20 protein-coding genes are annotated in these 23840 nt (G+C 61.9%); 17 read left to right on the plus strand and 3 right to left on the minus strand.

All coding sequences use genetic code 11. The features are described from left to right. Positions 1-75 precede the first annotated feature (75 nt). Positions 76-1401 (plus strand): sensor histidine kinase, encoded by a 1326-nt coding sequence (locus tag ABQM86_RS05030; RefSeq protein WP_369746630.1) that lies wholly within the window; start codon positions 76-78, stop codon positions 1399-1401. Then, positions 1398-2078 (plus strand): response regulator transcription factor, encoded by a 681-nt coding sequence (locus ABQM86_RS05035; protein ID WP_020608526.1) that lies wholly within the window; start codon positions 1398-1400, stop codon positions 2076-2078. The genes ABQM86_RS05030 and ABQM86_RS05035 overlap by 4 nt, the downstream gene beginning before the upstream one ends. A 95-nt stretch (positions 2079-2173) precedes the next feature. Here the strand turns inward: ABQM86_RS05035 and ABQM86_RS05040 are convergent, their stop codons facing one another. Continuing rightward, positions 2174-2710: a hypothetical protein gene (locus tag ABQM86_RS05040; RefSeq protein ID WP_207597477.1), complete on the minus strand. Its 537-nt coding sequence runs from the start codon at positions 2708-2710 to the stop codon at positions 2174-2176. Positions 2711-3003: 293 nt separating this feature from the next. Between ABQM86_RS05040 and ABQM86_RS05045 the strand changes: the two genes are divergently transcribed. From ABQM86_RS05045 to rlmB, 6 genes are all read left to right on the plus strand, one after another. Further along, positions 3004-3486, plus strand: coding sequence for a CarD family transcriptional regulator (locus ABQM86_RS05045; RefSeq protein ID WP_011690592.1), 483 nt, complete (start codon positions 3004-3006; stop codon positions 3484-3486). Positions 3487-3552: 66 nt separating this feature from the next. Next, positions 3553-4335: a 2-C-methyl-D-erythritol 4-phosphate cytidylyltransferase gene (ispD, locus tag ABQM86_RS05050; protein ID WP_337340381.1), complete on the plus strand. Its 783-nt coding sequence runs from the start codon at positions 3553-3555 to the stop codon at positions 4333-4335. A 17-nt stretch (positions 4336-4352) separates the two neighbouring features. Next, positions 4353-4892, plus strand: coding sequence for a 2-C-methyl-D-erythritol 2,4-cyclodiphosphate synthase (gene ispF / locus ABQM86_RS05055; RefSeq protein ID WP_369746631.1), 540 nt, complete (start codon positions 4353-4355; stop codon positions 4890-4892). Further along, positions 4885-5241 (plus strand): hypothetical protein, encoded by a 357-nt coding sequence (locus ABQM86_RS05060; protein ID WP_280626918.1) that lies wholly within the window; start codon positions 4885-4887, stop codon positions 5239-5241. The genes ispF and ABQM86_RS05060 overlap by 8 nt, the downstream gene beginning before the upstream one ends. A gap of 35 nt (positions 5242-5276) precedes the next feature. Then, the gene (gene cysS, locus ABQM86_RS05065) at positions 5277-6734 is read left to right on the plus strand and encodes a cysteine--tRNA ligase (protein WP_369746065.1); all 1458 of its coding nucleotides are present in this window, start codon (positions 5277-5279) and stop codon (positions 6732-6734) included. Positions 6735-6814: 80 nt separating this feature from the next. Continuing rightward, complete coding sequence (gene rlmB, locus ABQM86_RS05070; RefSeq protein WP_142936564.1) at positions 6815-7807, plus strand: 23S rRNA (guanosine(2251)-2'-O)-methyltransferase RlmB; 993 nt, start codon at positions 6815-6817, stop codon at positions 7805-7807. A 356-nt stretch (positions 7808-8163) separates the two neighbouring features. Here the strand turns inward: rlmB and ABQM86_RS05075 are convergent, their stop codons facing one another. Further along, positions 8164-8973 carry a carbon-nitrogen hydrolase family protein gene (locus tag ABQM86_RS05075; RefSeq protein WP_280626921.1) on the minus strand — a complete coding sequence of 270 codons (810 nt, stop codon included), beginning with the start codon at positions 8971-8973 and terminating at the stop codon, positions 8164-8166. Between the two features lie 238 nt (positions 8974-9211). Here ABQM86_RS05075 and glgX point away from each other — a divergent pair, with 238 nt between their 5' ends. The 7 genes from glgX (at position 9212) to ABQM86_RS05110 (ending at position 17084) form a co-directional block, all read left to right on the plus strand. Beyond that, complete coding sequence (gene glgX / locus ABQM86_RS05080; RefSeq protein WP_369746066.1) at positions 9212-11326, plus strand: glycogen debranching protein GlgX; 2115 nt, start codon at positions 9212-9214, stop codon at positions 11324-11326. A 26-nt stretch (positions 11327-11352) separates the two neighbouring features. After that, positions 11353-11811 (plus strand): ribonuclease domain-containing protein, encoded by a 459-nt coding sequence (locus tag ABQM86_RS05085; protein WP_337340378.1) that lies wholly within the window; start codon positions 11353-11355, stop codon positions 11809-11811. A gap of 6 nt (positions 11812-11817) precedes the next feature. Then, positions 11818-12177 (plus strand): barstar family protein, encoded by a 360-nt coding sequence (locus tag ABQM86_RS05090; RefSeq protein WP_207596380.1) that lies wholly within the window; start codon positions 11818-11820, stop codon positions 12175-12177. A gap of 361 nt (positions 12178-12538) precedes the next feature. Next, positions 12539-12817, plus strand: a complete 279-nt coding sequence (locus ABQM86_RS05095; protein ID WP_369746067.1) for a hypothetical protein — start codon at positions 12539-12541, stop codon at positions 12815-12817. A 195-nt stretch (positions 12818-13012) separates the two neighbouring features. Continuing rightward, the gene (locus ABQM86_RS05100) at positions 13013-13861 is read left to right on the plus strand and encodes a hypothetical protein (RefSeq protein WP_207596382.1); all 849 of its coding nucleotides are present in this window, start codon (positions 13013-13015) and stop codon (positions 13859-13861) included. Positions 13862-14028: 167 nt separating this feature from the next. After that, positions 14029-15069, plus strand: coding sequence for a hypothetical protein (locus ABQM86_RS05105; protein WP_369746068.1), 1041 nt, complete (start codon positions 14029-14031; stop codon positions 15067-15069). A gap of 59 nt (positions 15070-15128) precedes the next feature. Next, the gene (locus ABQM86_RS05110; protein WP_369746069.1) at positions 15129-17084 is read left to right on the plus strand and encodes an ATP-binding cassette domain-containing protein; all 1956 of its coding nucleotides are present in this window, start codon (positions 15129-15131) and stop codon (positions 17082-17084) included. A gap of 125 nt (positions 17085-17209) precedes the next feature. Here ABQM86_RS05110 and glgP read toward each other — a convergent pair whose 3' ends face one another. Beyond that, complete coding sequence (gene glgP / locus ABQM86_RS05115; RefSeq protein ID WP_369746070.1) at positions 17210-19834, minus strand: alpha-glucan family phosphorylase; 2625 nt, start codon at positions 19832-19834, stop codon at positions 17210-17212. A 125-nt stretch (positions 19835-19959) separates the two neighbouring features. On the opposite strand from glgP, the gene ABQM86_RS05120 reads away from it, so the two are divergent. Both ABQM86_RS05120 and treS read left to right on the plus strand, forming a co-directional pair. Further along, on the plus strand, positions 19960-22044 hold the full coding sequence (locus tag ABQM86_RS05120; RefSeq protein WP_278251956.1) for an alpha-1,4-glucan--maltose-1-phosphate maltosyltransferase: 2085 nt from the start codon (positions 19960-19962) through the stop codon (positions 22042-22044). Beyond that, the gene (gene treS / locus ABQM86_RS05125) at positions 22044-23840 is read left to right on the plus strand and encodes a maltose alpha-D-glucosyltransferase (RefSeq protein ID WP_207596393.1); all 1797 of its coding nucleotides are present in this window, start codon (positions 22044-22046) and stop codon (positions 23838-23840) included. Before ABQM86_RS05120 ends, treS begins: the two co-directional genes overlap by 1 nt.

The following is a 23840-nucleotide window of genomic DNA, read 5'->3' on the forward strand; positions in this document are numbered from 1 at the left end:
GTTGAACCGTCCGCGTTTGGCGCCGGATCAATGCTTGTCCGTCTTTCCACAGCATAAGCTGGAGCCGTGGATCCATTGCTCATAGGTGTCGTCGCCGGCCTCGTTGGCCTGTCGTTGGGCGTCTTTGGCATGCTCGCGTTCAGGATCAGTGAGCGGCAGCGGAGCATTGTGGACCTGGACGTTGCTGAGCCCCGCCTTCCTGACGGAGCTGCGGAAGTGCTAGCCGTCGTCGGGCGTGCGTTTGTTGTGGTGGACGTGATCGACGGCGTGGTGCGTGCGAGTCCCGCTGCGTATGCCTACGGCCTGGTCCGCGGTCACACCGTGGTGCACAAGCAGCTCCTGGACATGACTGCCAAAGTCCGCCGCGACGGCGTGATCCTGGAGGAGCAGTACGAGCTTCCCCGTGGTCCTTTGGGCAAGGGAACCATCGTGGTGCAGGTGCGGGCGGCCATGCTGGGCCAGGAATACATCGTGCTCCTCGCGGACGACCGCACGGAAATCACCCGCACCGAAGAGATCCGCAACGACTTCGTGGCCAACGTGTCCCACGAGCTCAAGACTCCCGTCGGCGCCATCTCCCTCCTGGCTGAAGCTCTGGAAGCCTCGCCGGATGACGAGGAAGCCGTACGCCGCTTCGCCAAGCGCATGCACAAGGAATCCGGCCGGCTCGCAGCCCTGGTACAGGACATCATTGAACTTTCCCGCCTGCAGGGTGCCAACGTCGCCCAGCAAGGGCATGCGGTGGACATCAACACAGTGATTACCGAGGCAGTGGACCGCTCGCAGCTGCCGGCGGAGAGCAAGAACATCCAGATTGTCGTGGGCGGCCATTCAGACTCACTGGTCTTCGGCGACCGCGACCTGCTGGTGACTGCGCTGCGCAACCTGATAGACAACGCCATCCGCTACTCACCCGAAAACACCCGGGTGGGAGTGGGCATCCGAACCCGGGAAGGCGTCGTCGCCATCTCCGTGACGGACCAGGGCGAGGGTTTGACACCCGAGGACCAGGAACGCGTTTTTGAACGCTTCTACCGCGTTGACGCCGCACGTTCGCGGCATACAGGCGGCACCGGTCTTGGCCTGAGCATCGTCAAGCATGTGGTCTCCAACCACGGTGGCGAGGTGACCGTCTGGTCCCAGCCCGGCCAGGGGTCCACGTTCACTATCCGCCTGCCGGAGATGGAAGGCCAGGAGGACGACGGCGCCCTCCCGGCTCCCGCTGCCACAGCGGACGCGTCCGGGGAACCTAAGGCGCCTGCTGCCGCCGTCGAACCCCACCGGGCGGTTAACCAAGCCAACACTGCGATTCAACAAACCCCTGTCGCGGGTCAACAGCCCCATATCGCGGGTCAACAAGGGGGCGCCAGCGGCGCCCAAGAGCAAGGAGCCAGCGCTTGAGCCGGATTTTGATTGTGGAGGACGAAGAGTCCTTCAGCGACCCTCTGTCCTATCTCCTGGGCAAAGAGGGCTTTGACGTCGAGGTAGTGGACAACGGCAGCGATGCCTTGGTGGAGTTCGACCGGAACGGTGCGGACCTGGTCCTCCTGGACCTGCAACTGCCAGGAACTCCGGGAACGGAGGTGTGCCGACAGTTGCGCCAGCGTTCCAGCGTGCCCGTCATCATGCTCACGGCCAAGGACTCGGAGATCGACAAGGTGGTTGGCCTGGAACTCGGCGCCGACGACTACGTCACCAAGCCCTACTCCTCCCGTGAGCTGGTGGCTCGAGTCCGTGCCGTCCTGCGCCGTCAGGGCGAGCCGGAGGAGCTCATCACATCCACCGTGCAGGCCGGTCCTGTCCGCATGGACATTGAACGGCACGTGGTCAGCGTCAACGGCGAACAAGTATCACTGCCGTTGAAGGAGTTCGAACTGTTGGAGATGCTGCTCCGCAACTCGGGCAGGGTGCTGACGCGCGGCCAGTTGATTGATCGTGTGTGGGGTTCGGATTATGTTGGCGACACCAAGACGCTGGACGTTCACGTGAAACGCCTCCGCAGCAAGATCGAGCCCGATCCCTCTGCGCCCCGCTACCTGGTGACGGTGCGTGGACTCGGCTACAAGTTCGAGCCGTAAAGATTTCGCTGCAATAGCTGCGGTAATGACAAAAGGAAGGGTCCCGCCTCGGCGGGACCCTTCCTTGTGTTGTATGTCTTGCAGCGCGCTGCCTGCTAGTGGCCGGCTGCTGCGGATTCGGTGGACGTCGACGTCGACGTCGGCGTTGCCGTGGGAGTCGGCGTGGTGGGCAGGTACTTGGTGTACTCAGCCAGCGTGCCGTCGACCACCGGAACGTTGATCGTGGCGGAATCCGACCCGCTGCGGATGGTGACCGGAGTCAGTCCACCCGGGATCACGCCTGCGGTGCTCAGGATGGCGGCGTCCGTGGTGTCGTTCAACAACGTTTCCGAGTTGGCCTTGACCGGGATCTCCGTCTGGGCGCCGTTCGCGCCGCTGATCGTGAGCGTCGCATCAGTGCTGGACTGGTTGAAGACGGCGCCGATCACACGGCCGGGCTCGTTCTCACCGGAGGCAACAATCAGGATGTTGCGCAACTGCAACTGACCGAGATCAGCTTTGATCCCGTCCGATGCCGAGTACTGGTGGGTAGTCTGCTGGGCGTTGACGAATCCGCAGCCGGTGACGGACAGAAGACCGACGCCGATTGCAGCCGCCGCAATTGCCAGCTTGCCGCGCTGGACAGGGTTCATCGCAGTATTGCGCACGACACCTACTCCTCAAGAGTCATTGGAACACTTTTCAGCCATAGCCTATCGGCAAACCCGCCAAAATAAGGATTCGGGAGGCCATTATGGCGCGGGCATCGGAGGAGATCTTGGTCGCACGTTGCTTGCTCGAAGCATCTTTCCCGGATTACGTCAAGACCTTGGAGGAAGTCGTTTAAGGCCTTTTTCCCTGTATTGGCGCGGTAGAACGGCCTGCTGGGTGCCAGTCGTATGCCTTAATCGTGATAGACTAATCTGCGGGAAAGGGGAAAGTCCACATGGTTTTTGAGGTCGGCGAGACAGTAGTTTACCCTCACCACGGTGCAGCAAAAATTGAGGAAATCAAGATGCGCACCATCAAGGGCGAAGAGAAGATGTATCTCAAGCTCAAGGTGGCTCAGGGTGATCTGACCATTGAAGTTCCAGCAGAGAACGTTGACCTTGTTGGGGTCCGGGACGTAGTGGGCAAAGAAGGCTTGGAGCACGTTTTTGACGTTCTCCGCGCCGAGTTCACTGAAGAGCCTACCAACTGGTCACGTCGTTACAAGGCGAACCTGGAGAAGCTTGCTTCAGGCGATGTCATCAAGGTGGCGGAGGTCGTTCGCGATCTTTGGCGTCGTGATCACGATCGCGGCCTTTCCGCAGGCGAGAAGCGGATGCTGGCCAAGGCGCGGCAGATTCTGATTTCAGAACTGGCCCTGGCTGAGAAGACAGACGAAGAGAAGGCTGCAAGCGTTCTTGACGAGGTCTTGGCTTCCTAAGAATTGAGCCCCGGTGGTGCGAAAGCGCCGCCGGGTTTCTTTTTGCCACAAAGTACTCTGGTGACCATGAGTAATCCTTCCAAGCGCGCCGTTACGGCCGTGATCGTGGTTGCCGCCGGTTCCGGTGAGCGCCTCGGCTACGGCATGCCCAAAGCCCGGGTTCCGCTGGGCGGCGAAGCCATCCTGATGCATGCCCTCCGTGGGGTGGTCGCGGCGGACGTTGCGCGCCAGATCTGCATTGCAGTGCCCAAGGGCGACACCGAACTCCGCGAGTTGATCGCCGACTTCACCATTGACCTGGTGGATGGTGGCCCGGAAATCTCAGTGGTCGACGGCGGATCATCCCGTGCTGATTCCGTCCGGGCCGCTTTGGCTGCTTTGGAAGACGGCACGGAATTCGTCCTTGTGCACGATGCAGCCCGCGCCTTGGCCCCGGAGCGCGTCTTCGAGCGCGTAGCCGATGCCCTGGCCTCCGGTGCGAAAGCTGTCATTCCGGCCATGCCGGTGGTGGACACCATTAAGACCGTCGCCGAGACCACGGGCACGGACTCGTCCATTGCGCCGGAGGTAGTCACGGGAACGGCGCCGCGCGAACACCTCAGGGCCGTGCAGACGCCGCAAGGCTTCGAACTGGCCACCCTGCGCCGCGCCCACGAGGCTGCTGGACTCTTTGACGACAAACAAGCCGCCACCGTGACGGACGACGCCATGCTGGTGGAGCTGCTGGGTGTTCCGGTCCACTCCGTCCGCGGGGCCAGCCAGTCCCTTAAGATCACCACTCCGCTGGACCTCATCATCGCTGAAGGCCTCCTGGAAGGTCCGCTGGGGATTCGATGGGTGGAGGGCTGATGACGTCGAGCCGGGACATGATCCTGCCCCGTACCGGCATTGGTGTGGACGTACACGCGTTCGCCCCCGATGATGATCCCCAACCGCTCTGGTTGGGCGGGCTCTTCTGGGAAGGCGAGCAAGGACTCTCGGGGCATTCGGACGGCGATTGTGTGGCCCACGCGGCAGCCGATGCGCTCTTCTCCGCCTGCGGGATCGGGGACCTCGGCACGCACTTCGGTACGGACCGACCCGAATATGCAGGAGCCTCCGGGGTGACGCTGCTCAGCGAGGCAGCCCGCATCGTCCGTGCAGCAGGGTTCGAGATCGGGAACGTCGCCGTGCAGTTCGTTGCCAACCGACCCAAGTTCGGCCCCCGACGGGAAGAATCCCAGCAGGTTTTGAGCGAGGCCGCGGGTGCTCCCGTCAGCGTTACGGCCACCACCAGCGATGGCCTGGGCTTCACCGGCCGCGGCGAGGGAATCTCCGCTGTCGCCACGGCCCTCGTTTACCCGGTCAGCGCCCACGAGGTGGCGCCGGCGGAGCCGGGTCCCGCGAAAGGTGCGCCGCATGCGTAAGCTGCCTGCCGACGTCGTGCGTTCCGCAGTGGCGCTGTCCGCAGGCCTTGCCGCGGTCCTCCTGCTGGGCGGTTGTGCCGGGACACCGAAGATGGACGTGGCGGCCAGCTGCGAGTTCCTGAACAACGACACCTTCAAGCCCGAGGGCAACCAGCAGCAGCAGTCCAAGCAGATCGCTGCGCACTATCACGGGATCGCGGACAAACTGGCTCCGGAGATCGGCAACCCGATCAAGGACATGGCGGCGATCATGGACGAAGCCGCCGCTTCATCGCTCGGCGCGGCCACCAAGGACCAACAGGAGAAGCTCACCGTCCAGTTCAACAAGATCGGCGAATACTGCAAGTAGGCAGGTCATGCCGTGTCATCGGCTAATCTGGAGCGGTGACCCTGCGCTTCTATGACACCGCCTCCGCCGAAGTCCGCGACTTCGTTCCCCTCGAAGACGGCAAGGCCAGCGTCTACTACTGCGGGGCCACTGTCCAGGGAATGCCGCACGTGGGCCACGTCAGGTCGGCCATTGCCTTCGACCAGCTGACCCGCTGGCTCGAATTCCGTGGCCTCCGCGTCACAGTGGTGCGGAACGTCACCGACATCGACGACAAAATCCTTGCCAAGTCCGCCCAGTCCTTTGGGCCGGACTGGGACGCCGAACCCAGCGCGCGCCAAGCTGAAGAATGGTGGGCGTTGGCCTACCGCTACGAGCAGGAGTTCGAGGACGCCTACGACTCCCTGGGAGTCCAGCGGCCAACCTACGAGCCCCGCGCCACCGGCCACATCCCGGAAATGCACGCGCTCATCCAGCGCCTCATCGACCGCGGCCATGCCTACCCTGCCTTGGACGATTCCGGCGATGTCTACTTCGATGTCCGCTCCTGGAGCAAGTACGGCTCGCTGACGCGGCAGAATATCGATGACATGCAGGGAGCCCCCGACGCCGACCCTCGCGGCAAGCGTGACCCGCGGGACTTCGCCCTGTGGAAGGGTTTCAAGGACGGCGAGCCCGTTACCGCCAAATGGGACTCCCCGTGGGGTGCCGGACGTCCCGGCTGGCACCTCGAATGCTCTGCCATGGTCACCAAATACCTTGGCCCGCGGTTCGACATCCACGGTGGGGGACTGGATCTCCGTTTCCCGCACCACGAGAACGAGATGGCCCAGTCCCAGGCTGCCGGCGATGAATTCGCCAACTTCTGGATGCACAACGGCATGGTCACCTTCGAGGGCGAAAAGATGTCCAAGTCCATCGGCAACACGGTGAGCCCGGCCGAAATGCTGGAGCTCGCATCGCCCCGCGTGGTCCGTTACTACCTGGGCCAGGCGCACTATCGCTCCATCCTGGATTACCGGCCCACCTCGCTGCAGGAGGCAGCTGCCGCCGTCGAGCGTATTGACGGTTTCATTGCCAAAGCGTCGGCCAGGCTCAGCGGCGGCTCCGCCGCTGAGGTGGCACCGCAGGCCAACATGCCGGCGGCCTTTATTGCTGCCATGGACGACGACCTGAATGTTCCGCAGGCGCTGGGTGTGCTCCACGAGACCGTCCGCGCGGGCAACACCGCGTTGGCGTCCGGCGACCTCGATGCCGCCAAGACTGCCCTCTACAGCGTGCTCTCCATGACCGAAGTTCTTGGCTTGGATGCGGTCAAGCGTCCGGAAGCCGTGCAGGGGCGCGAGCACGCCGCATTGGAAGTGCTGATCGACGCTCAACTCGCAGCCCGGGCCACCGCCAGGGCCAGCAAGGACTGGGCCGCATCCGACGCGATCCGCGACACCCTGGCCGCCGCCGGCGTCGTCGTCGAAGATGGTGCGGACGGGGCCACCTGGAGCCTTAAACGCGACTGAGAAACCCGCGCGGCGGCCGAATTGCATCGGGTCAGTAGACTTGATTCCAGACTTACTCACAAAATCAAGGATGGAATCTCATGGCCAACAATGGTCGCCGGTCGGTCAAGCAGAAGAAGGGCCCCACCACCGGAACCGGTGGCCACGGCCGCAAGGCCCTGGAGGGCAAGGGTCCCACGCCCAAGGCGGAGGAACGCACCTACCACAAGGCATACAAGAACAAGCAGCTGGCTGAACGCTCAGCTGCCAAGCGCGGATCCGGCACCCGTCCCGGTGGCGCGGGTGCACGCTCCGGCCCCAAGGGACGTGCAACCGAAGAGCTGGTCACCGGCCGTAACTCGGTGGTCGAAGCCCTCCGCGCCGGCATCCCGGCCAAGGCACTGCACGTCGCCATCCGCATCGAGATGGACGACCGCGTCAAGGAATCCCTCAAACTCGCAGCTGAGCGTGGCATCCCCTTGCTCGAAACCGGCAAGGTTGAACTGGACCGCATGACCGAGGATGCTGTCCACCAGGGCCTCGTCCTGCAGATCCCGCCGTACGAGTACGAGGACGCCTATGACCTCGCAGAGACAACCCTGGCCAAGTGGAAGAAGGGGCACATCTCCAACGCCCCCATCTTCGTTGCCCTGGACGGCATCACCGACCCCCGTAACCTCGGTGCAATCATCCGCTCCGTGTCCGCGTTCAGCGGCCACGGCGTGATCGTTCCCGAGCGTCGCTCCGTAGGCGTCACCGCGTCCGCGTGGAAGACCAGCGCCGGTGCCGCTGTCCGCGTACCTGTGGCCCGCGCGTCGAACCTCAACAATGCCCTCAAGCAGTTCAAGAACATGGGCATCTACGTCCTGGGCCTGGACGGCGATGGCGATGTCTCCCTGCCTGACCTCACCGTTGCCACCGAGCCCGTCTGCATCGTGGTCGGCTCCGAAGGCAAGGGCCTCAGCCGGCTCGTCCGCGAAAACTGCGACCAGATCGTCTCCATCCCGATCGACTCCGCCATGGAGTCGCTCAACGCTTCCATGGCCGTAGGCATCTCGCTGTACGAAGTGTCGAGGCAGCGCGCAGCTAAGTAGTCCTCGCTGAGGCGCCGCAAGCGCCATCCTCCGCATGCTCGATCGTTCCCCGCTTGGACGCATGCTTCCGGATGGCCCCTGCGGCGCCTTTTGTGTGCCTGGAGTGCCGTAGGCGGCTACAACCCTCTCTCACGTCCCTCGGGCTTGAGCGGCACGCTCTCTCACGTCCCTCGGGCTTGAGTCGAACGCTCTGAACTCTTCGGGCCACTTACTGTCGGTGCTGGTCCCAGTACCCCAGCGTGCTTTCCTTCACTCCGAGCCCTAGGGATGTGAGAGAGGATCGGCCGGAAGGGCTAGGGATGTGAGAGAGCGTTGGTTTGAAGGGCTAGGGATGTGAGAGAGGATCGGTGGGGGAGTCAGAAGTCGCGGCGGTTGGCCAGCACCGGGAGTTTTTGGCGGGCTTCCTGCACCACGGCGGGATCCAGGTCGTAGAAGATCAGGCCGGGTTCGCCGTCGAGGGATTCCAGGACCTGGCCGAACGGGGATACGACGGCGGAGTACCCCACCCCCGTGGGCGCGGCACCTTTGGGCTCAACGCCCTGCGTGGCGGGATCTCCTTGGCCGCACGCGAGCACGAACGTGGTGGTGTCCACGGCGCGGGCGCGGGCAAGAAGTTGCCACTGCTCGGCTTTGCCCGGCCCGGCTCCCCAGGACGCCGAGACGATGTTCACCACCGCGCCACGATCAGCGTTGGCCGTGAACAAGGCAGGGAACCGGATGTCGTAGCAGGTGGCTAAACCAAAGGTGAGGCCGCCGGCGTCGAACGTTACGGGGTCTGTACCTGCCTCAACGGTGTCCGACTCGGCGAAGCCGAACGCGTCAAAGAGATGGATCTTGTCGTAGCTAGCCTCGACGCCAGGCCCGGTGGCCAGCAGCGTGTTCCGCACGCGACGCGCTCCTGAATCCGAAGGAGTGCCGGGGGTGAACATGCCGGCCACGATCACTATCTGCAGTTCGTCGGCGAGGGCGCGCACCCGCCCGGCCCACGGCCCATCCAGGGGTTCAGCGACATCCAGCAGAGAATTCCCGAACGCGCGCATCATGGCCTCGGGAAAGACCACAAGTTCGGCGCCGCCGCCTTTCGCCAGGCGGGCGTACTCCTCCAGGAGCCGCAGATTGTCGGCCAGATCCCGGCCGGTGATGACTTGGGCGAGTGCCACGCGCACGATAGAACCTCCTGTTGTCTCCGTCCCAGTATGCCAAGGGGGTGGGACAACAGCTGGTCCATGCGACTTATTCGCGTCGTCTCCCCGCCGCGCAGGTGGCGTCGGAACAGCGTTCCAGCACGTGAGCGGCCCAAGTAATCCGGCCATCAGCAGGCAAGTAATCAAATCGCGACGTGGAACGTCGTCACATGCGCGGCCGGCGCGGCACATACTTGGCGTGGAACTAAACTTGCAAGCAATGGTTATGCCTATTTTTGACACAGCAGCCGCCGTCGACGCCTCGCGGCCACGGCCCCTCGGACTGAGCACGCCCCAGCCCGGCCTTGACGATGCCGAAATGACGCAGGACCACCAGGTGAACGTGGCAGTTTTCGCGCCCGACCTGAAACAGGTGGAGATCGCCTTCCAGGCTCCCGGAGAGCCGTGGCGCGCCCACATCCTTCCCAACCTTGAGGATGGAGTGCACTTCGGGCTGGTCAGCGGGATGCCTCCGGGCACCCGTTACGGTTTCCGCGAGGCCCCGTCCGAGCGCGGCTTCCCCTTGTCCCTGCCGGCTGTGGACCTGGACGACGACGGCGATCATCGCCTGTTGCTTGACCCCTACGGACGCGCTGTGGACCAGCGGGGCGAGTTCCTCACCAGTGTGCACGTGGAAACAGGTTTTGACTGGGGCGAGGACCGTCCGCCCCGCATTCCTTTGCGAACCTCCGTCATCTACGAAGCGCATGTCCGTGGACAGACGATGCTGCACCCGGAGATACCGGAACACCTAAGAGGTACCTACGCCGGGATGGCACATCCGGTGATGATCCAGCACCTTACCGAGCTCGGCATCACGGCCGTCCAGCTCCTGCCCATCCACTTCCACCTGGATGAGTCCCACCTCCAGGACCTGGGCATGACCAACTACTGGGGCTACAACACGGCCGCCTTCTTTGCACCGCATTCGGACTATGCCACAGAGGCGGCGCGCAAGGCCGGTCCCCACGCGGTACAGGACGAGCTCAAGGGCATGATCAAGTTGCTGCATGCGGCGGGCATCGAGGTCATCCTGGACGTGGTGTACAACCACACCGCCGAAGCTGGTCCGGATGGACCGGCCCTGAGCTTCCGTGGACTGGCAGAGAAGCGCTACTACCGGCACGATGCCCATGGGCGCTACCTGGACACCACCGGCTGTGGAAACACCTTGGACTTCAGCGATCCCGTGGTGGTGGACCTGGCCCTGGATTCCCTGCGGTATTGGGTGAACGACTTCCACGTGGACGGCTTCCGCTTTGACCTTGCCGTGACCTTGTGCCGGGACGCGGGCAACACCTTCGACCCCCAGCATCCCTTCCTGCAGGCCATCGCGGAGGACCCGGTACTGTCCGAGGTCAAGCTCATTGCCGAGCCGTGGGACGTCGGTTACGGCGGCTGGCAAACAGGCCGTTTCCCCCACGGTTGGTCGGATTGGAACGACCATTTCCGTGACGGCGTCCGCAGCTTCTGGCTGTCCGACCGTGCCGCCATCGAAGCAGGCGGCCAGGGCGGTTCCGTGGCATCGTTGGCTGAACTCATGGCCGGTTCCGCGAACCTCTTCGCATCTTCCGGACGCACGCGGCTTGCATCGGTCAACTTCATCACGGCCCACGACGGCTTCACGTTGAAGGACCTGGTGAGCTACGACCGGAAGCACAACGAGGCCAACGGTGAGCAGAACCGCGACGGCCACGGCGATAACCGCAGCTACAACCACGGTGTTGAGGGCCGGAGCGAGAACGAGGCTATTGTGGCCGCCCGCGCCCTGTCCGTCCGCAACCTGATGGCAACCCTGCTGTTGTCCTTCGGCGTCCCCATGATCACGGCAGGCGACGAAATCGGCCGGACCCAGCAGGGCAACAACAACGCCTACTGCCAGGACAACCCCACGGCATGGCTGGATTGGAGCCGCACCCAGGAAGCCAACGCCATGTTCCGGACTACGCGTGAGCTTGTCCGGCTCCGCCGCTGGTTCCTGCGCCACCAGCCTGAGAGTTTCCCCGGCAACGCGAACAATTCCAGCCTGCAATGGTTCGACGACAAAGGTCAGCGAATGACTCCCGCACGTTGGAACGATCCCAATGTGCGCTCCGTCCAGCTCCTGATGGGGCACGAGGACAGCGAAATCCGTGGCTTGATCGTAGTGAACGGAAGCAACCACGATGTGAAGATGGTGCTGCCGGAGATCCTGAGTGAAACGGGCATCGGCAAGCGCATGTTTGAGCTCCGCTTCACAACGTCGGTGCTGCATGAACGGCGGAAGGGCGCGTTGGTGGCCTCAGGCGAGCGGGATATCCTGCAAGCCAACACCATCAACATCTACCGCACGTAGGCACTCACCCTTCAGGAGCTCTTCGCATGAACCGCAGCCGCAGCAAACTGGTGGCGTTCGCGGGGTTGGTGATCGCCGTCGTCGTGTTGGTGGTCGCCATGGTGGGCGGTGGCTCGCTCACGGCCACACCCACAGCGCCAAGCACGACGCCGGAACCTGGCTCCGTGTCGACGTCGGCCGCAGCGGTGGCAAACCCCTCAACGCTGCCCGCCATCAATGCCTCCCAGTTGCCCAAGGAAGCCCGTCAAACGCTGGCGCTGATCGCCAAGGGCGGCCCTTATCCGTACGACCGTGACGGTGTCAGCTTCGGTAACTTTGAAGGCCTCCTGCCCAAGAAGACCAGCGGCTTCTACAAGGAATACACGGTGACCACGCCAGGAGAATCGGACCGGGGCGCCCGCAGAATCGTCGTGGGCAAGGACTCAGCCAAGTACTACACCCCGGACCATTACAAGTCGTTCAAGTTCATCGTCGAAGGCAAGTAGGAGCCCATGAAGATATATTCCGCAGACACCTGGACCCTGGAAGAACTGCAGGAACAGATTTCCGACGCCGGCCGCAGGACCGTGATGGTCCCCCCGGCAACCACCAAGCAGGCGGTCCTGGAAGTCTTCGCCCAGGTCCTGGACTTCCCTGAGTACTACGGCGTGAACCTGGACGCCCTGAACGACTCCCTGCACGACTACGCCGATGCCCTCTCAGAGGACGACGGCGGCCCCGTCACCATGATCTGGCAGGTCCCGGCCGCCTACCGCACAGACCGATCCTTCGGGGTAGTCTGCGAAGTCCTCCAAGACGCAGAGCGCTACGCCGGCCGCGACCTCGCAGTCATCGCCGTTTTCGAGAATTAGTCGCGCCAAGGTTGCTGGCCACTGCACAAACAGCGGCTTGCGTGCTCTGACGGAGAGCTGGGATGTGGCTCAGCATTGACTCCCGTGCGTTCGTGATGCCCGCCGAGACGCTTAAGTGGTGCGTGCCACCCAATCGTGACGCAAGAATTTAAACATTTCTGTGCTTTCTCCGGTTATTACCATAGTTTGACGTTAAATGTGTCGAGCGATACATTTTGAGGGGCCTTTAGGGTCTACGTCAATGCGTATTGGGAAACGCGCAGGATTAATTGCTGACCTCATTCCGCACCAGCTGAAATGAGGATCACGATATGAAGAAGCTTGCACGGATGGCTGCTGTCATCGCACACTATCTACCTCGGTGCTCTTTGCCGCCAGTCAGTCGGCGAATGCCAGTATTTTCTATGCAGACAATAACTACGGCGGTGCTACATACGGAGCCGACAACTCGACCTGGATGGGGTCGTTTGATAACAAGGCAAGTTCGGTAAAGAACTTCGGCTACTACGTCACTTGGTGGCAGGACATAAACTATGGCGGTGCCGGCTTTGGCAGCGCTAACGACTATAGCGCCATGGGTTGGTATGTACCCTTCCTGGGTACGTGGAATGACAACATCAGCAGCTTCCACAGGGGCTAAACCTACACGGCCGTTCGCATAACGAAATGTGAATAGCACCACGCTTTGACCTGCTGATCAAAGAATCGGCAGGTCAAAGTTCCTGTCTGTGAAGAGGCTCGGCTACTACTAAGTCGAGGCGTAAGAAACGAGATTGGATGCGGGATGGTGTCGAGGACAACTCTTAAGCGACGGGCATGCTGGAAAAGGTATTTTGTGGCCTCGCTTGCCATAGGCGTAGCGTTGGCTATTTCGTCGTGTTCGGAGGGTGTGGACAGTTCAATCACGCCGGACTCATCGGGAAAAGTGAATCTGGATTACGAGAACTCTCTGATCGTATTCCCAGTGGACGCGTATAGGATTTCGGCCCGTGATCGCTCTCAGATTCTCCTGGCGAGGGAAGTCATCATGACCACGTGCATGAAGAAATTTGGCTTCATCGATGATCCGAATGCTGCTTATCCGAAGGCAGAGAACCGGAACTTCGGCGTGTGGAACGTTGATCGCGTGAGACAGCACGGCTTTCGGCTTATTGGAGAAGACGCTCAATCGAACAAGAAGCACGACGAGGCAGGTACGTGGGGGGATGCCAGGTACAAGTGTCTTGCCAGTGAAAAGAGCAAGATCGATGAAGTCACTCCACCTGATGACCTGATGAATGGTGGTGCTGCAGCGGAGATCGCTGTGAAAAGTCTCGGTATGGCATCAGAAACTGACGCTTGGAAGAATGCCAAGGGCGACTGGGACAAATGCATCTCAGCGGCTGGCCTGACACCCGGGCGGGACGCCGCCAACGCCAAGTGGTCGAGCCAGCAGTCCTTTGACCTGCAGGCGAGGACAGATCAGCAAAACCCGTCGAAGTCGGACACAGCCGAGGGCGTCCGAATCGCCACGATTGAGGCCGAATGCAACCAGGAAGTCCGACTCACCCAAACGCTCGGTGATATTCAGGCAAGCTACCAGCTGCCGCTTATCAAGCAGAATGAGGCAGTTCTTACCGAGCTCAAGAAGAAGAGCCAGAACTATGTAGATGCCGCTGAGAAGTTACTGAAAGAGACGCAGTGATCGATGAACATTCCCGGCAGAGAGCTGCGGAAGCTGTCGGATTGAGTCGACTCTCGCGACGGTGGCTAATCGTCCTGTTGGCAGTCACCGCAGTTATGTCCGCGGGGGTGGGGTTGCTCGCTGGAATCGTCTTTGATCAATCAGAGATCATCCGGCCAGAGGACTCCATGGCTGAGATTCCTGTCTATGCCATGGTTGAAAACCGTGTCGTCGACGACCGTCTTACCTACTCAGGAGTTGTTAAGGCCGGACCGGCGGTGCCTATCCACATTGACTTAGAGGGTCAGGAACCGATTGTCGTGCGCCAGACGCTTCAGGCGGGGGACACGTTGAAGTGGGGCGACCTTGCAGGTGTGGTTTCAGGCAAGCCCTATTTCGTCCTGCCTGGTCCGCTCCCTTTGTATCGCAATCTTTCCCGAGGAGATGCGGGAGATGACGTTTTGGCGCTGCAACGGGCACTTCTGCAGTTGGGGTACTCTTCCTCCGAATCTGGTCACATGGACAGCGCAACCATGGATGCTGCATCCTCTTTCTTTGCCAGCGAGGGTTTCGCCTTGAGCAGCGGGAGAATGCCTACCGAGCAAAGTCAACAAGTCGAACCGGGAGCTACACCAAAAACCACGGCACCAGTCGACGCTAAAACCCCCGCGCTCTCGATCCCGTACAGGCAACTGATAGCCCTTCCCGTCGCCAGCGCGACCGTTGTCTCCGCGCTGAACATAGGGCAGAAAGTTACGCCCGAAAGTCCTCTCGCCATGTTCCAGGCCGAAGATAACTTCGTGGAGTTTATCGCCGAGGTCCAGCAGGCTGAGTCTCTTAAGGCAGGCCAGGATGTCACTGTCAGGGTCGCGGAAAAGCAAATGACAGGACGGATAACTGGGCTGGGTCCATTCACTGATGCGGGAAATGGCCAACGTGCGGGACATCCCGTGACGGTTGAGCCTACGAGTAAGGCGGATCTGGTCTTATTGACTCCTAACTTGAGTGTCACGGTGGCTGGCCAAGGTAGCGCGGCAGAAGCCCTCGCTGTGCCGTTATCTGGTATCCGACAGGATGCCGAAGGCACCTACGTTCTCAGAAGCTCGGGCGACGGAAGAAACTCAAAGGTCCCCGCAACGCGCGTCGCCATCACGATTCTTCGGTCGGGGGGAGGTTTCGCCGCAGTCTCTGGTGATCTCAGCCAAGGTGACGAGGTCCAAATATCGTGACGATTTCACGATCGGGGCCTCTCACGCGCAGAGCAGAATATACAGGCTCCGATAACGCATTGGCGATCAGCCTGGAGAGAGTATCGCGTACATATCCAGGTGCCGATTCCCCCGCTCTATCTGACGTCTCACTGGCAATTGAGTCCGGTGAGTTCGTGTCCATTGTGGGCCCTTCAGGCTCAGGGAAATCGACGCTTTTGAACGTCTTGGGCTTGTTGGACAGAGCAAGCTCCGGACGTCTCGCCATTCGTGGGCAAGCCGTCGACGCCGCTTCAGAACGAAGCCTCGACACGATGCGATTACGCCTGATTGGGTTCGTTTTCCAGTCCTCAAACGTCATCGGTGACGATAGTGTGATCAGCAATGCTGCTATCGGATTACGGGTCCAAGGCGTGCCGATGGACGAGCGGGCGTCGGCTGCCTTGGACGCGCTGGAGTTCGTAGGTCTGGAGCATAAACGCAAGGTCCAAGCCAAGCTCCTATCAGGCGGCGAACGGCAACGACTTGCAATAGCACGGGCAATTGCGACGCACCCGCGGATCATTCTTGCCGACGAGCCAACAGGCAATCTTGATTCAAACAACAGCAGACGGGTCATTGAATACCTTCGGAAACTCAACTCCGAAGGTGTCACCGTCATTGTCATCACCCATGATGTGGACGTGGCGAACCAAGCGGATCGCCGAATTGAGATCCGGGACGGTCGAATCACGAGTGACGTCGAAACGAAGTCCCAACCAATGCCGCAACCTAGGGTTCCGGTCGACCTCGAGCCGTTTGGTGCAGCCAGTCAGCAGTCATGGGTCTCTCGCACCGTGTGTTCCCTCATGGATGACTGGGGCGATGCAGTGAGCGCGCTCTCGGCCCGTACCCTGCGAACAATGCTTCTCATCCTTGCATTTGCGATTGCCATCGGGGGGATGACGGGTGCCCTGGGTATCAGTTCGACGACGTCGAATGCCATAAACAATCGGCTGGCTATCGCCTCACAGGATCGGCTGTCCATCTCCATCGAAGACGGACCTGGCGTGCTTCGAGACGATTTCGATGGGCTTCGCTCCGGGGTAGATCGCATTGCCCGTCTTCCTCATGTAGTCGGCGCATCCTATGTGTACTCAGCGGTTCCGGCAGACGTACACATAACACGGGTTAGGCCCTCCGACCTGGAACCCGAAACGCCATTGTCACTTCACTCCTCCTCGAAGAACTACTTCAATGACTTCGGAATCGAGCTAATTCCCCACAACATCCGAAGTGCCCTCGATGACCCACTAGCTGGTCCACTCGCAGTAGTCTCGACAAAGGCGGCAATTGCGCTCGACATACCGTACAGCAAGAAATCCGGGCCGGCGGCAGGGGTGAGCATATGGATCGATGACCAACTTGTGCCGATTGTTGGTGTCTTCGAACCTGGCCCAAACTTTCCTGAGTACGCTGACTCCGTATTCGTAAACGCCAGCATCATGCGTGCCGTCTCAAGATCAGACCTAAAAGTTCAAGTTCGAACCGAAAAGGGCTTCTCGGCTGCGATTGCCCGAGTAGCACCGCTTGCATACTCGCCGAGCGACCCGGGGAAGGCAAAAGTAGACGTCACAGCCGATATTCAGTCAATCAGGCAGGATGTCTCAAATGATCTCGGGTCGCTCATCGCTTTGCTATCGCTGGTCCTGATGCTCCTGGCGATCATCACTGCGGCTTCCTCGATGTACCTGACCGTTCAGAACCGATCGGCAGAGATAGCCCTTCGACGAGCGATCGGCTCAAGTCGATGGCTAATTTGCCGATCCTTCATCCTTGAGGGCTTCATCGTTGGAATGACAGCAGGTTCGCTCGGCGGCATCATCGGAACTGTGACCACGCTTTGCGTCTCCTGGATCCAGGCCTGGCCGCCCGTATTGCCCCCGGAGCTATGGCTGGTGGGAGTCCTTCTGGGTGCGACCACCGGTATTGTGAGTGCCATATACCCCGCGTGGGTCGCCAGTCGCCAAGATCCCGCTATTGCAATTCGCGCGTAGCAATCCCACCTGAGTTTCCCCCCGAACCAGCTTCGTGGATGCAAAACAGTACCCTCCCCGAGCGGCCGCCCGCTTTTCCGTCGTTGAGCAACAACGGAAAAGCGGGGCCATACACTTTCAAAGGCTTAGGCGTTCGCGATCAGCCCCAGCTCAGCTTTGGAAGCCAGCGCCGAGTGCTTCGGGAACACCCGGACGGTGTAGCCGAAGGACCCTGAGCGGTTGATGACCAGGGAGCCGTGGAAGAGGTGGCGTCCGCCGCCGAGGTCTTCCAAGGAGTCCAGTTCAGCCACCACGATGTCCTCGAGTTCGTCGGACTCCTCGGCCCGCCCAAAAGCTACCTCGACGGACACGTCGTCCGGGGTGAGGCTGTTGAGGGCCACGTAGGCGTTGACCTGGAGGCTGTCGCCTACCTGGGGTTCCTCGGAGACCCCCACGGAGTCAACGTGCTCCACCATTACCTGGGGCCACGCGTTCCGGACCTTGGTGGTCCATGCGGCGAGTTCCTTTGCTTCCTTGAAGGATTCGGCCACAGCCCTGCGCCCGGAAACAGCGGCCGGGCAGTAGAGGTTGTTGACGTAGTCGTGGAGCATACGTTCCGCGGAAACGGCGGGGCCGAGGTTTGCCAAGGTGTGCTTGATCATGGACACCCAGTGGGTGGGAACGGTCTCGCGGCTGGACTCGGACGGTCCCGCAGCTCCAGCGCCTTGGGCAACGGTGGTGCCGTAGAAGCGCGGAGCTACCTGGTTTTCGAGGAGCTCGTACAGTGCGGACGCTTCGATGTCGTCACGTTCATCCGCTGAGGCGCCGTTGTTGGCGGTGGGAATCGCCCAACCGTTTTCGCCGTCGTACATTTCGTCCCACCAGCCGTCCAGGACGGACAGGTTGAGTGAGCCGTTGATGGCTGCCTTCATGCCGGAGGTGCCACAGGCTTCCAACGGGCGGAGCGGGTTGTTGAGCCACACGTCGCAGCCCGGGAACAGGGTCCGGGCCATGGCGATGTCGTAGTTGGGCAGGAAGACGATCCTGTGCCGGACTTCGGGATCGTCGGTGAAGCGCACCAGGTCCTGGATCATCTTCTTGCCGGCGTCGTCTGCGGGGTGCGACTTGCCGGCGATGACCAGCTGGATGGGGTGTTTCGGATCGAGCAACAGGGCCTTCAAGCGTGCGGGGTCGCGCAGCATGAGGGTAAGTCGCTTGTAGGTGGGCACGCGACGGGCAAAGCCGATGGTGAGCACGTCCGGGTCCAGCACGGAGTCGGTCCAGCCGAGCTCGGCGTCGGCGGCGCCGCGCTTCTTCCAGGAGGCCCGGAGCCGGCGTCGGACGTCTTCGATGAGTTGGGCGCGGAGCTCCCGGCGGAGTGCCCAGACGTCTTCGTCGCTGACGTTGTAGGCAAGGTCCCACCGACCCAACGCTTCAGCCTCGGCGCCAAACTGGTTCCGGGCCAGGGTGGAGATGCGGGGGTCCACCCAAGTGGGGACGTGGACGCCGTTGGTGACGGAGGTGATGGGGATCTCGGAGTGGTCGAATCCCGGCCACAGGCCTGCGAACATTTCGCGGGACACCACGCCGTGCAGCTTTGCCACGCCGTTGGCACGCTGCGCCAGGCGCAGGCCCATGACTGCCATGTTGAAAACGGAAGGGTTTCCGCCGTCGAAGTTTTCACGGCCGAGTTCCAGGATGCGGTCCGTGGGCACCGCAGGTGCCAGTCCGGCTTCGAAGAAGTGCTTGATCTGGACGGTCTCGAAGCGGTCGATGCCGGCAGGGACGGGCGTATGCGTAGTGAAGACGGTGGACGCGCGTCCGGCCGCGAGGGCCTCGTCCCAGCTGAGGGGCACGGTGGGATCGGACATGGCTTCCTGGATGCGTTCGATGCCCAGGAACCCTGCGTGGCCTTCGTTGGTGTGGAAGACTTCCGGCGCGGGGGTGCCGGTGAGTTCCTGATAGACGCGGAGGGCCTTGACGCCACCCATGCCCAGGAGGAGTTCCTGCTGAAGCCGGTGGTCGCCCCCGCCGCCGTACAGGCGGTCGGTGATGCCGCGGGCGGCTTCATCGTTGGAGGGAACGTTGGAGTCCAGCAGCAGCAGCGGAACGCGTCCGACGTCGGCACGCCAGACGTGCGCGTGGAGTTCGCGGCCGTTGGGCAACGGAAGGGAAATGTGGACGGGCTTGCCGGGCATACCGTCCTTGCCGGGGTGGCGAAGAAGCGTGAGCGGCAGGCCGTCGGGGTCCAGCACCGGGTAGGTTTCCTGCTGCCAGGCGTCCCGGGACAGGGACTGCTTGAAGTAGCCGGCCTGGTAGAGGAGCCCGACGCCGATCAGCGGCACGCCGAGGTCCGAGGCGGCTTTAAGATGGTCGCCTGCCAGGATGCCGAGGCCGCCGGAGTACTGCGGAAGGACCTCAGTGATGCCGAATTCGGGGGAGAAGTACGCAATGCAGGCGGGAGCGTCTTCGCCGAGGCCCTGGTACCAGCGCGGTTCGCTGAGGTACCGGTCCAGGTCGGAGGCAGCTGCCTGAACCCGCTCCACCACGTCGCCGTTGTTGGCGAGGTCCTGCAGTTGTTCGCGGCTGATGGACCCCAGAAGGGCTATGGGGTCGTGCTGCGACGCCTCCCAAAGAGCCGGGTTGAGGCTCCCGAAAAGTTCCCGTGTGGGCCGGTGCCAGGACCAGCGCAGATTGGTCGCCAATCGGGCCAGGGGCCGGATGGGCTCGGGGAGGACGGTACGGACTGTAAACCTTCGAATAGCCTTCACGAGCGCCACACTAACGGACGGACATGGCAGTCGGAACTGGATTGGGTTTCTTTTAGGTAAAAGTCATCTTGCGTCGAGTAGATAGGTCGTGTGCTTAGCATTCTGTGATTTTTGTCGCTAACGTCGTGGTTGTGACGAAAACCGCGCGAACCATCACCGCTCTGAAATCCAAGACGACTACGGACATCACCCAGGGACTGCGCTTCGGCCGGTTCCCCATCACTGCCGTGCAGCCAGTGGTTGAAGGTGGCCGTTTCCCGGCGAAGGCCTTGCCGGGCGAGGACCTCGTCGTCGGCGCCACAGTCTTCCGTGAGGGCCATGACCAGCTCGGCGTGTCCGCTGTGCTGCTCGATCCCCGGGGCAAGGAACGTCAGCGTGTCCGCCTGACCCCTGCCGAGGGTGAGCAGTGGAAAGGCCTGGACCGCTGGGAGGGCCTGATCACGCCCACCGGCACCGGGGCTTGGTCTTTCGTTATTGAGGCGTGGCACGACCGTTACGGCACTTGGCATCACAACGCTGAGGTCAAGGTGGGCGCAGGCATCGACGTTGAGCTGATGCTCGCCGAGGGCGCTGCCCTCCTCGCGGAAGCAGCCGACGACGCCGGACGCAGCGCTGTTGAGAAGCGCACCTTGCGTGCCGCTTCCGTCGTGCTGGCCGATACCACCAAGACTGCCGAGGAGCGCCTTGGCGCCGGTTTCAGCCCTGAGGTGCTGGCCGCCGTCGGACGCGTTCCGATCCGCGAACTGGTGACTGTTTCCGAACGTTTCCCGCTGCAGGTGGAGCGCGACCTCGCGGGTCGTGGTTCCTGGTATGAGTTCTTCCCCCGCTCAGAGGGCGCTGTCCTGGATCACTCCACTGGAGTGTGGACCTCCGGTAATTTCCGTACGGCAGCCAGGAGGCTCGACGCCGTGGCGGAGATGGGCTTCGATGTCATCTACCTGCCGCCCATCCACCCGATCGGTTTCCAGCACCGCAAGGGTCGCAACAACACCTTGACGCCGGGACCACAGGACCCGGGTTCGCCGTGGGCCATCGGTTCCAAGGACGGCGGCCATGACGCCATCCACCCTGAACTGGGCACCTTTGACGACTTCGACGCCTTTGTGGCGCGCGCCAACGAGCTGGGGCTTGAGGTTGCCTTGGACCTTGCCCTGCAGGCAGCCCCGGACCACCCGTGGGTGACGTCCAACCCCGAGTGGTTCACTACGCGGGTGGACGGTTCCATCGCCTATGCGGAAAACCCACCGAAGAAGTACCAGGATATTTATCCCCTGAACTTTGATAATGACCCGACGGGACTGTCCAAGGAAATCCTGCGCATCGTGCAGTTGTGGATCAGCCACGGCGTGAAGATTTTCCGCGTGGACAACCCGCACACCAAGCCTGTGTGGTTCTGGGAATGGCTGATCGGCAAGATCAACAAGAAGAACCCCGAGGTTGTCTTCCTGGCGGAGGCCTTCACACGCCCGCCGATGATGCACGCCTTGGGGCGTGCGGGCTTCCAGCAGTCCTACACCTACTTCACGTGGCGGAACACCAAGACCGAACTGGAAGAGTACTTCCACGAAGTCAGCCATGTGAGCCCGGCTTACTTCCGCCCGAACTTCTTTGTGAATACCCCGGACATCCTCACCGAGTACCTGCAGTATGGCGGTCCGGCAGCCTTCCGCATCCGGGCTGCACTGGCTGCAACGGCCAGCCCGCTCTGGGGTGTCTACGCAGGGTTCGAGCTCTACGAGCACGTGGCCCGTCCGGGTGCCGAGGAGTACATCGACAACGAAAAGTACGAGTTCAAGGCGAGGGACTGGGAGGGCGCCGCCGAATCCGGACGCACGCTGGCGCCCTACATCACCAGGCTCAACACCATCCGCAAGAAGCACGTGGCGCTGGGCGACCTGCAGAACCTGACACTGCACAGCAGCACGGATGATGCCACGATCGTGTACTCCAAGCACAAGACGCTGCCGGATGGCACCAAGGACACCTTGATCATCGTGGTCAACGTGGATCCGCACAGCACCCGCGAAAGCACGGTCTCCCTGGACCTCGCGGCCCTGCAACTGGACCCACGGGACCTTAACGAGGACGGCCGGTTCCGGGTGGATGACCTCATCAGCGGCGAGAGCTGGGAGTGGGGCGAGCACAACTACGTCCGCCTGGATGCGCATGTTGAACCGGCACACATCCTGAGCATCCGGAGGCAGCTTTAGTGAGTTTTTCTCCGCAGAACCCCAGCCAGTACTTCACTCCGAAGAACACCTTCGAGTTGAACGCCCCCGGTCTCCAGCATGATCCACACTGGTACCGCAAGGCAGTCTTCTACGAGGTACTGGTGCGGGCCTTTGCGGATGCCAACGGGGATGGCTCCGGCGATTTCCATGGGTTGATCGAGAAACTGGACTACCTCCAATGGCTGGGCGTTGATTGCCTCTGGTTGCCACCGTTCTTCCATTCGCCGCTGCGGGATGGTGGCTACGACATTGCGGACTACACGTCCGTGTTGGATGAGTTCGGCACCATCAGCGATTTCAAGCGGTTGGTTGCCGAGGCACATGCCAGGGGCGTCCGCGTCATTATCGACCTTCCGTTGAACCACACCTCGGACCAGCACCCGTGGTTCCAGGAGTCGCGCAAGGACCCCACGGGTCCCTACGGCGATTTCTACGTCTGGAGCGATACGGATGAGAAATACCAGGACGCCCGGATCATCTTCGTTGACACCGAGGAATCCAACTGGACGTTCGATCCCATCCGCCGGCAGTTCTTCTGGCACCGCTTCTTCAGCCACCAGCCGGATCTGAACTTTGAGAACCCCAAAGTCATCGAGGCCCTCTATGACGTGATCCGGTTCTGGTTGGACCAGGGGATTGACGGGTTCCGTGCGGACGCCATTCCCTACCTGTTTGAGGAAGATGGCACCAACTGCGAGAACCTGCCGGCCACGCACACCTTCCTGCAGGACCTTCGGCGCATGGTGGACGCGAACTATCCCGGCAGGGTGATCATTGCGGAGGCCAACCAGCCGCCGCATGAAGTGGTGGAATACTTCGGCACCGAGGAAGCACCCGAATGCCATATGGCGTTCCACTTCCCCATCATGCCGCGGCTCTACTACGCACTGCGTGACCAGAAGGCCGCACCCATCATCGAGACCCTGCGGGAGACCCCGGACATTCCCAAGGGCGCCCAGTGGGGAACTTTCCTACGCAACCATGATGAGCTCACCCTGGAGATGGTGCCGGCCGAGGAACGCGCCGCGATGCTGGGCTGGTATGCCCCTGATCCCCGGATGAGGGCAAACATCGGCATCCGCCGCCGGCTCGCGCCGCTGCTGGACAACTCCCGGTCCGAGATTGAGCTCATCAATGCGCTGCTCCTTTCCCTGCCCGGCAGTCCCTTCCTGTATTACGGGGATGAGATCGGGATGGGCGACAACATTTGGCTCGATGACCGTGATGCCGTCCGCACGCCGATGCAGTGGAACCCGGACCGCAACGCAGGTTTCTCCGGAGCAGATCCGGGCAAGCTGTACCTGCCGGTCATCCAGTCGCTGGTTTACAACTACGGCATGGCCAACGTTGAGGCCCAGGCCGCGCACTCCGGTTCGCTGCTGCGCTGGACCCGCCAGATCCTCAGCGTCCGCAAGAACCACCCGGTGTTTGGTCTGGGCGGCTTCCGGCACATCGAAGCCGATCATGAAGTGGTGTTGGCCTATGTACGGGAATTGCCGGCAGGCAACCCCGAGGGCGAGGACGCCGAAACGATTCTGTGCGTCTTCAACCTCTCCCAGCACCCTGTGTCGGCAACGTTGGACATCCCCGAATTCGCGGGCCGCGGCCTGCGCGATATTTTCGGCGGCCAGCCATTCCCGGCCGTCGGCGACAACGGTCATCTGACCGTGATGCTGGGCAGCCACAGCTTCTACTGGCTGCGGGTGCGCTCGGCCTTTTCCAATCCGTCGTCGCCTTTTACCCAGGCGATTCCCGTGGTGACCTCCAAAGGATGA

This window comes from Paenarthrobacter sp. AMU7, from assembly GCF_041200195.1.
Lineage (GTDB): Bacteria > Actinomycetota > Actinomycetes > Actinomycetales > Micrococcaceae > Arthrobacter.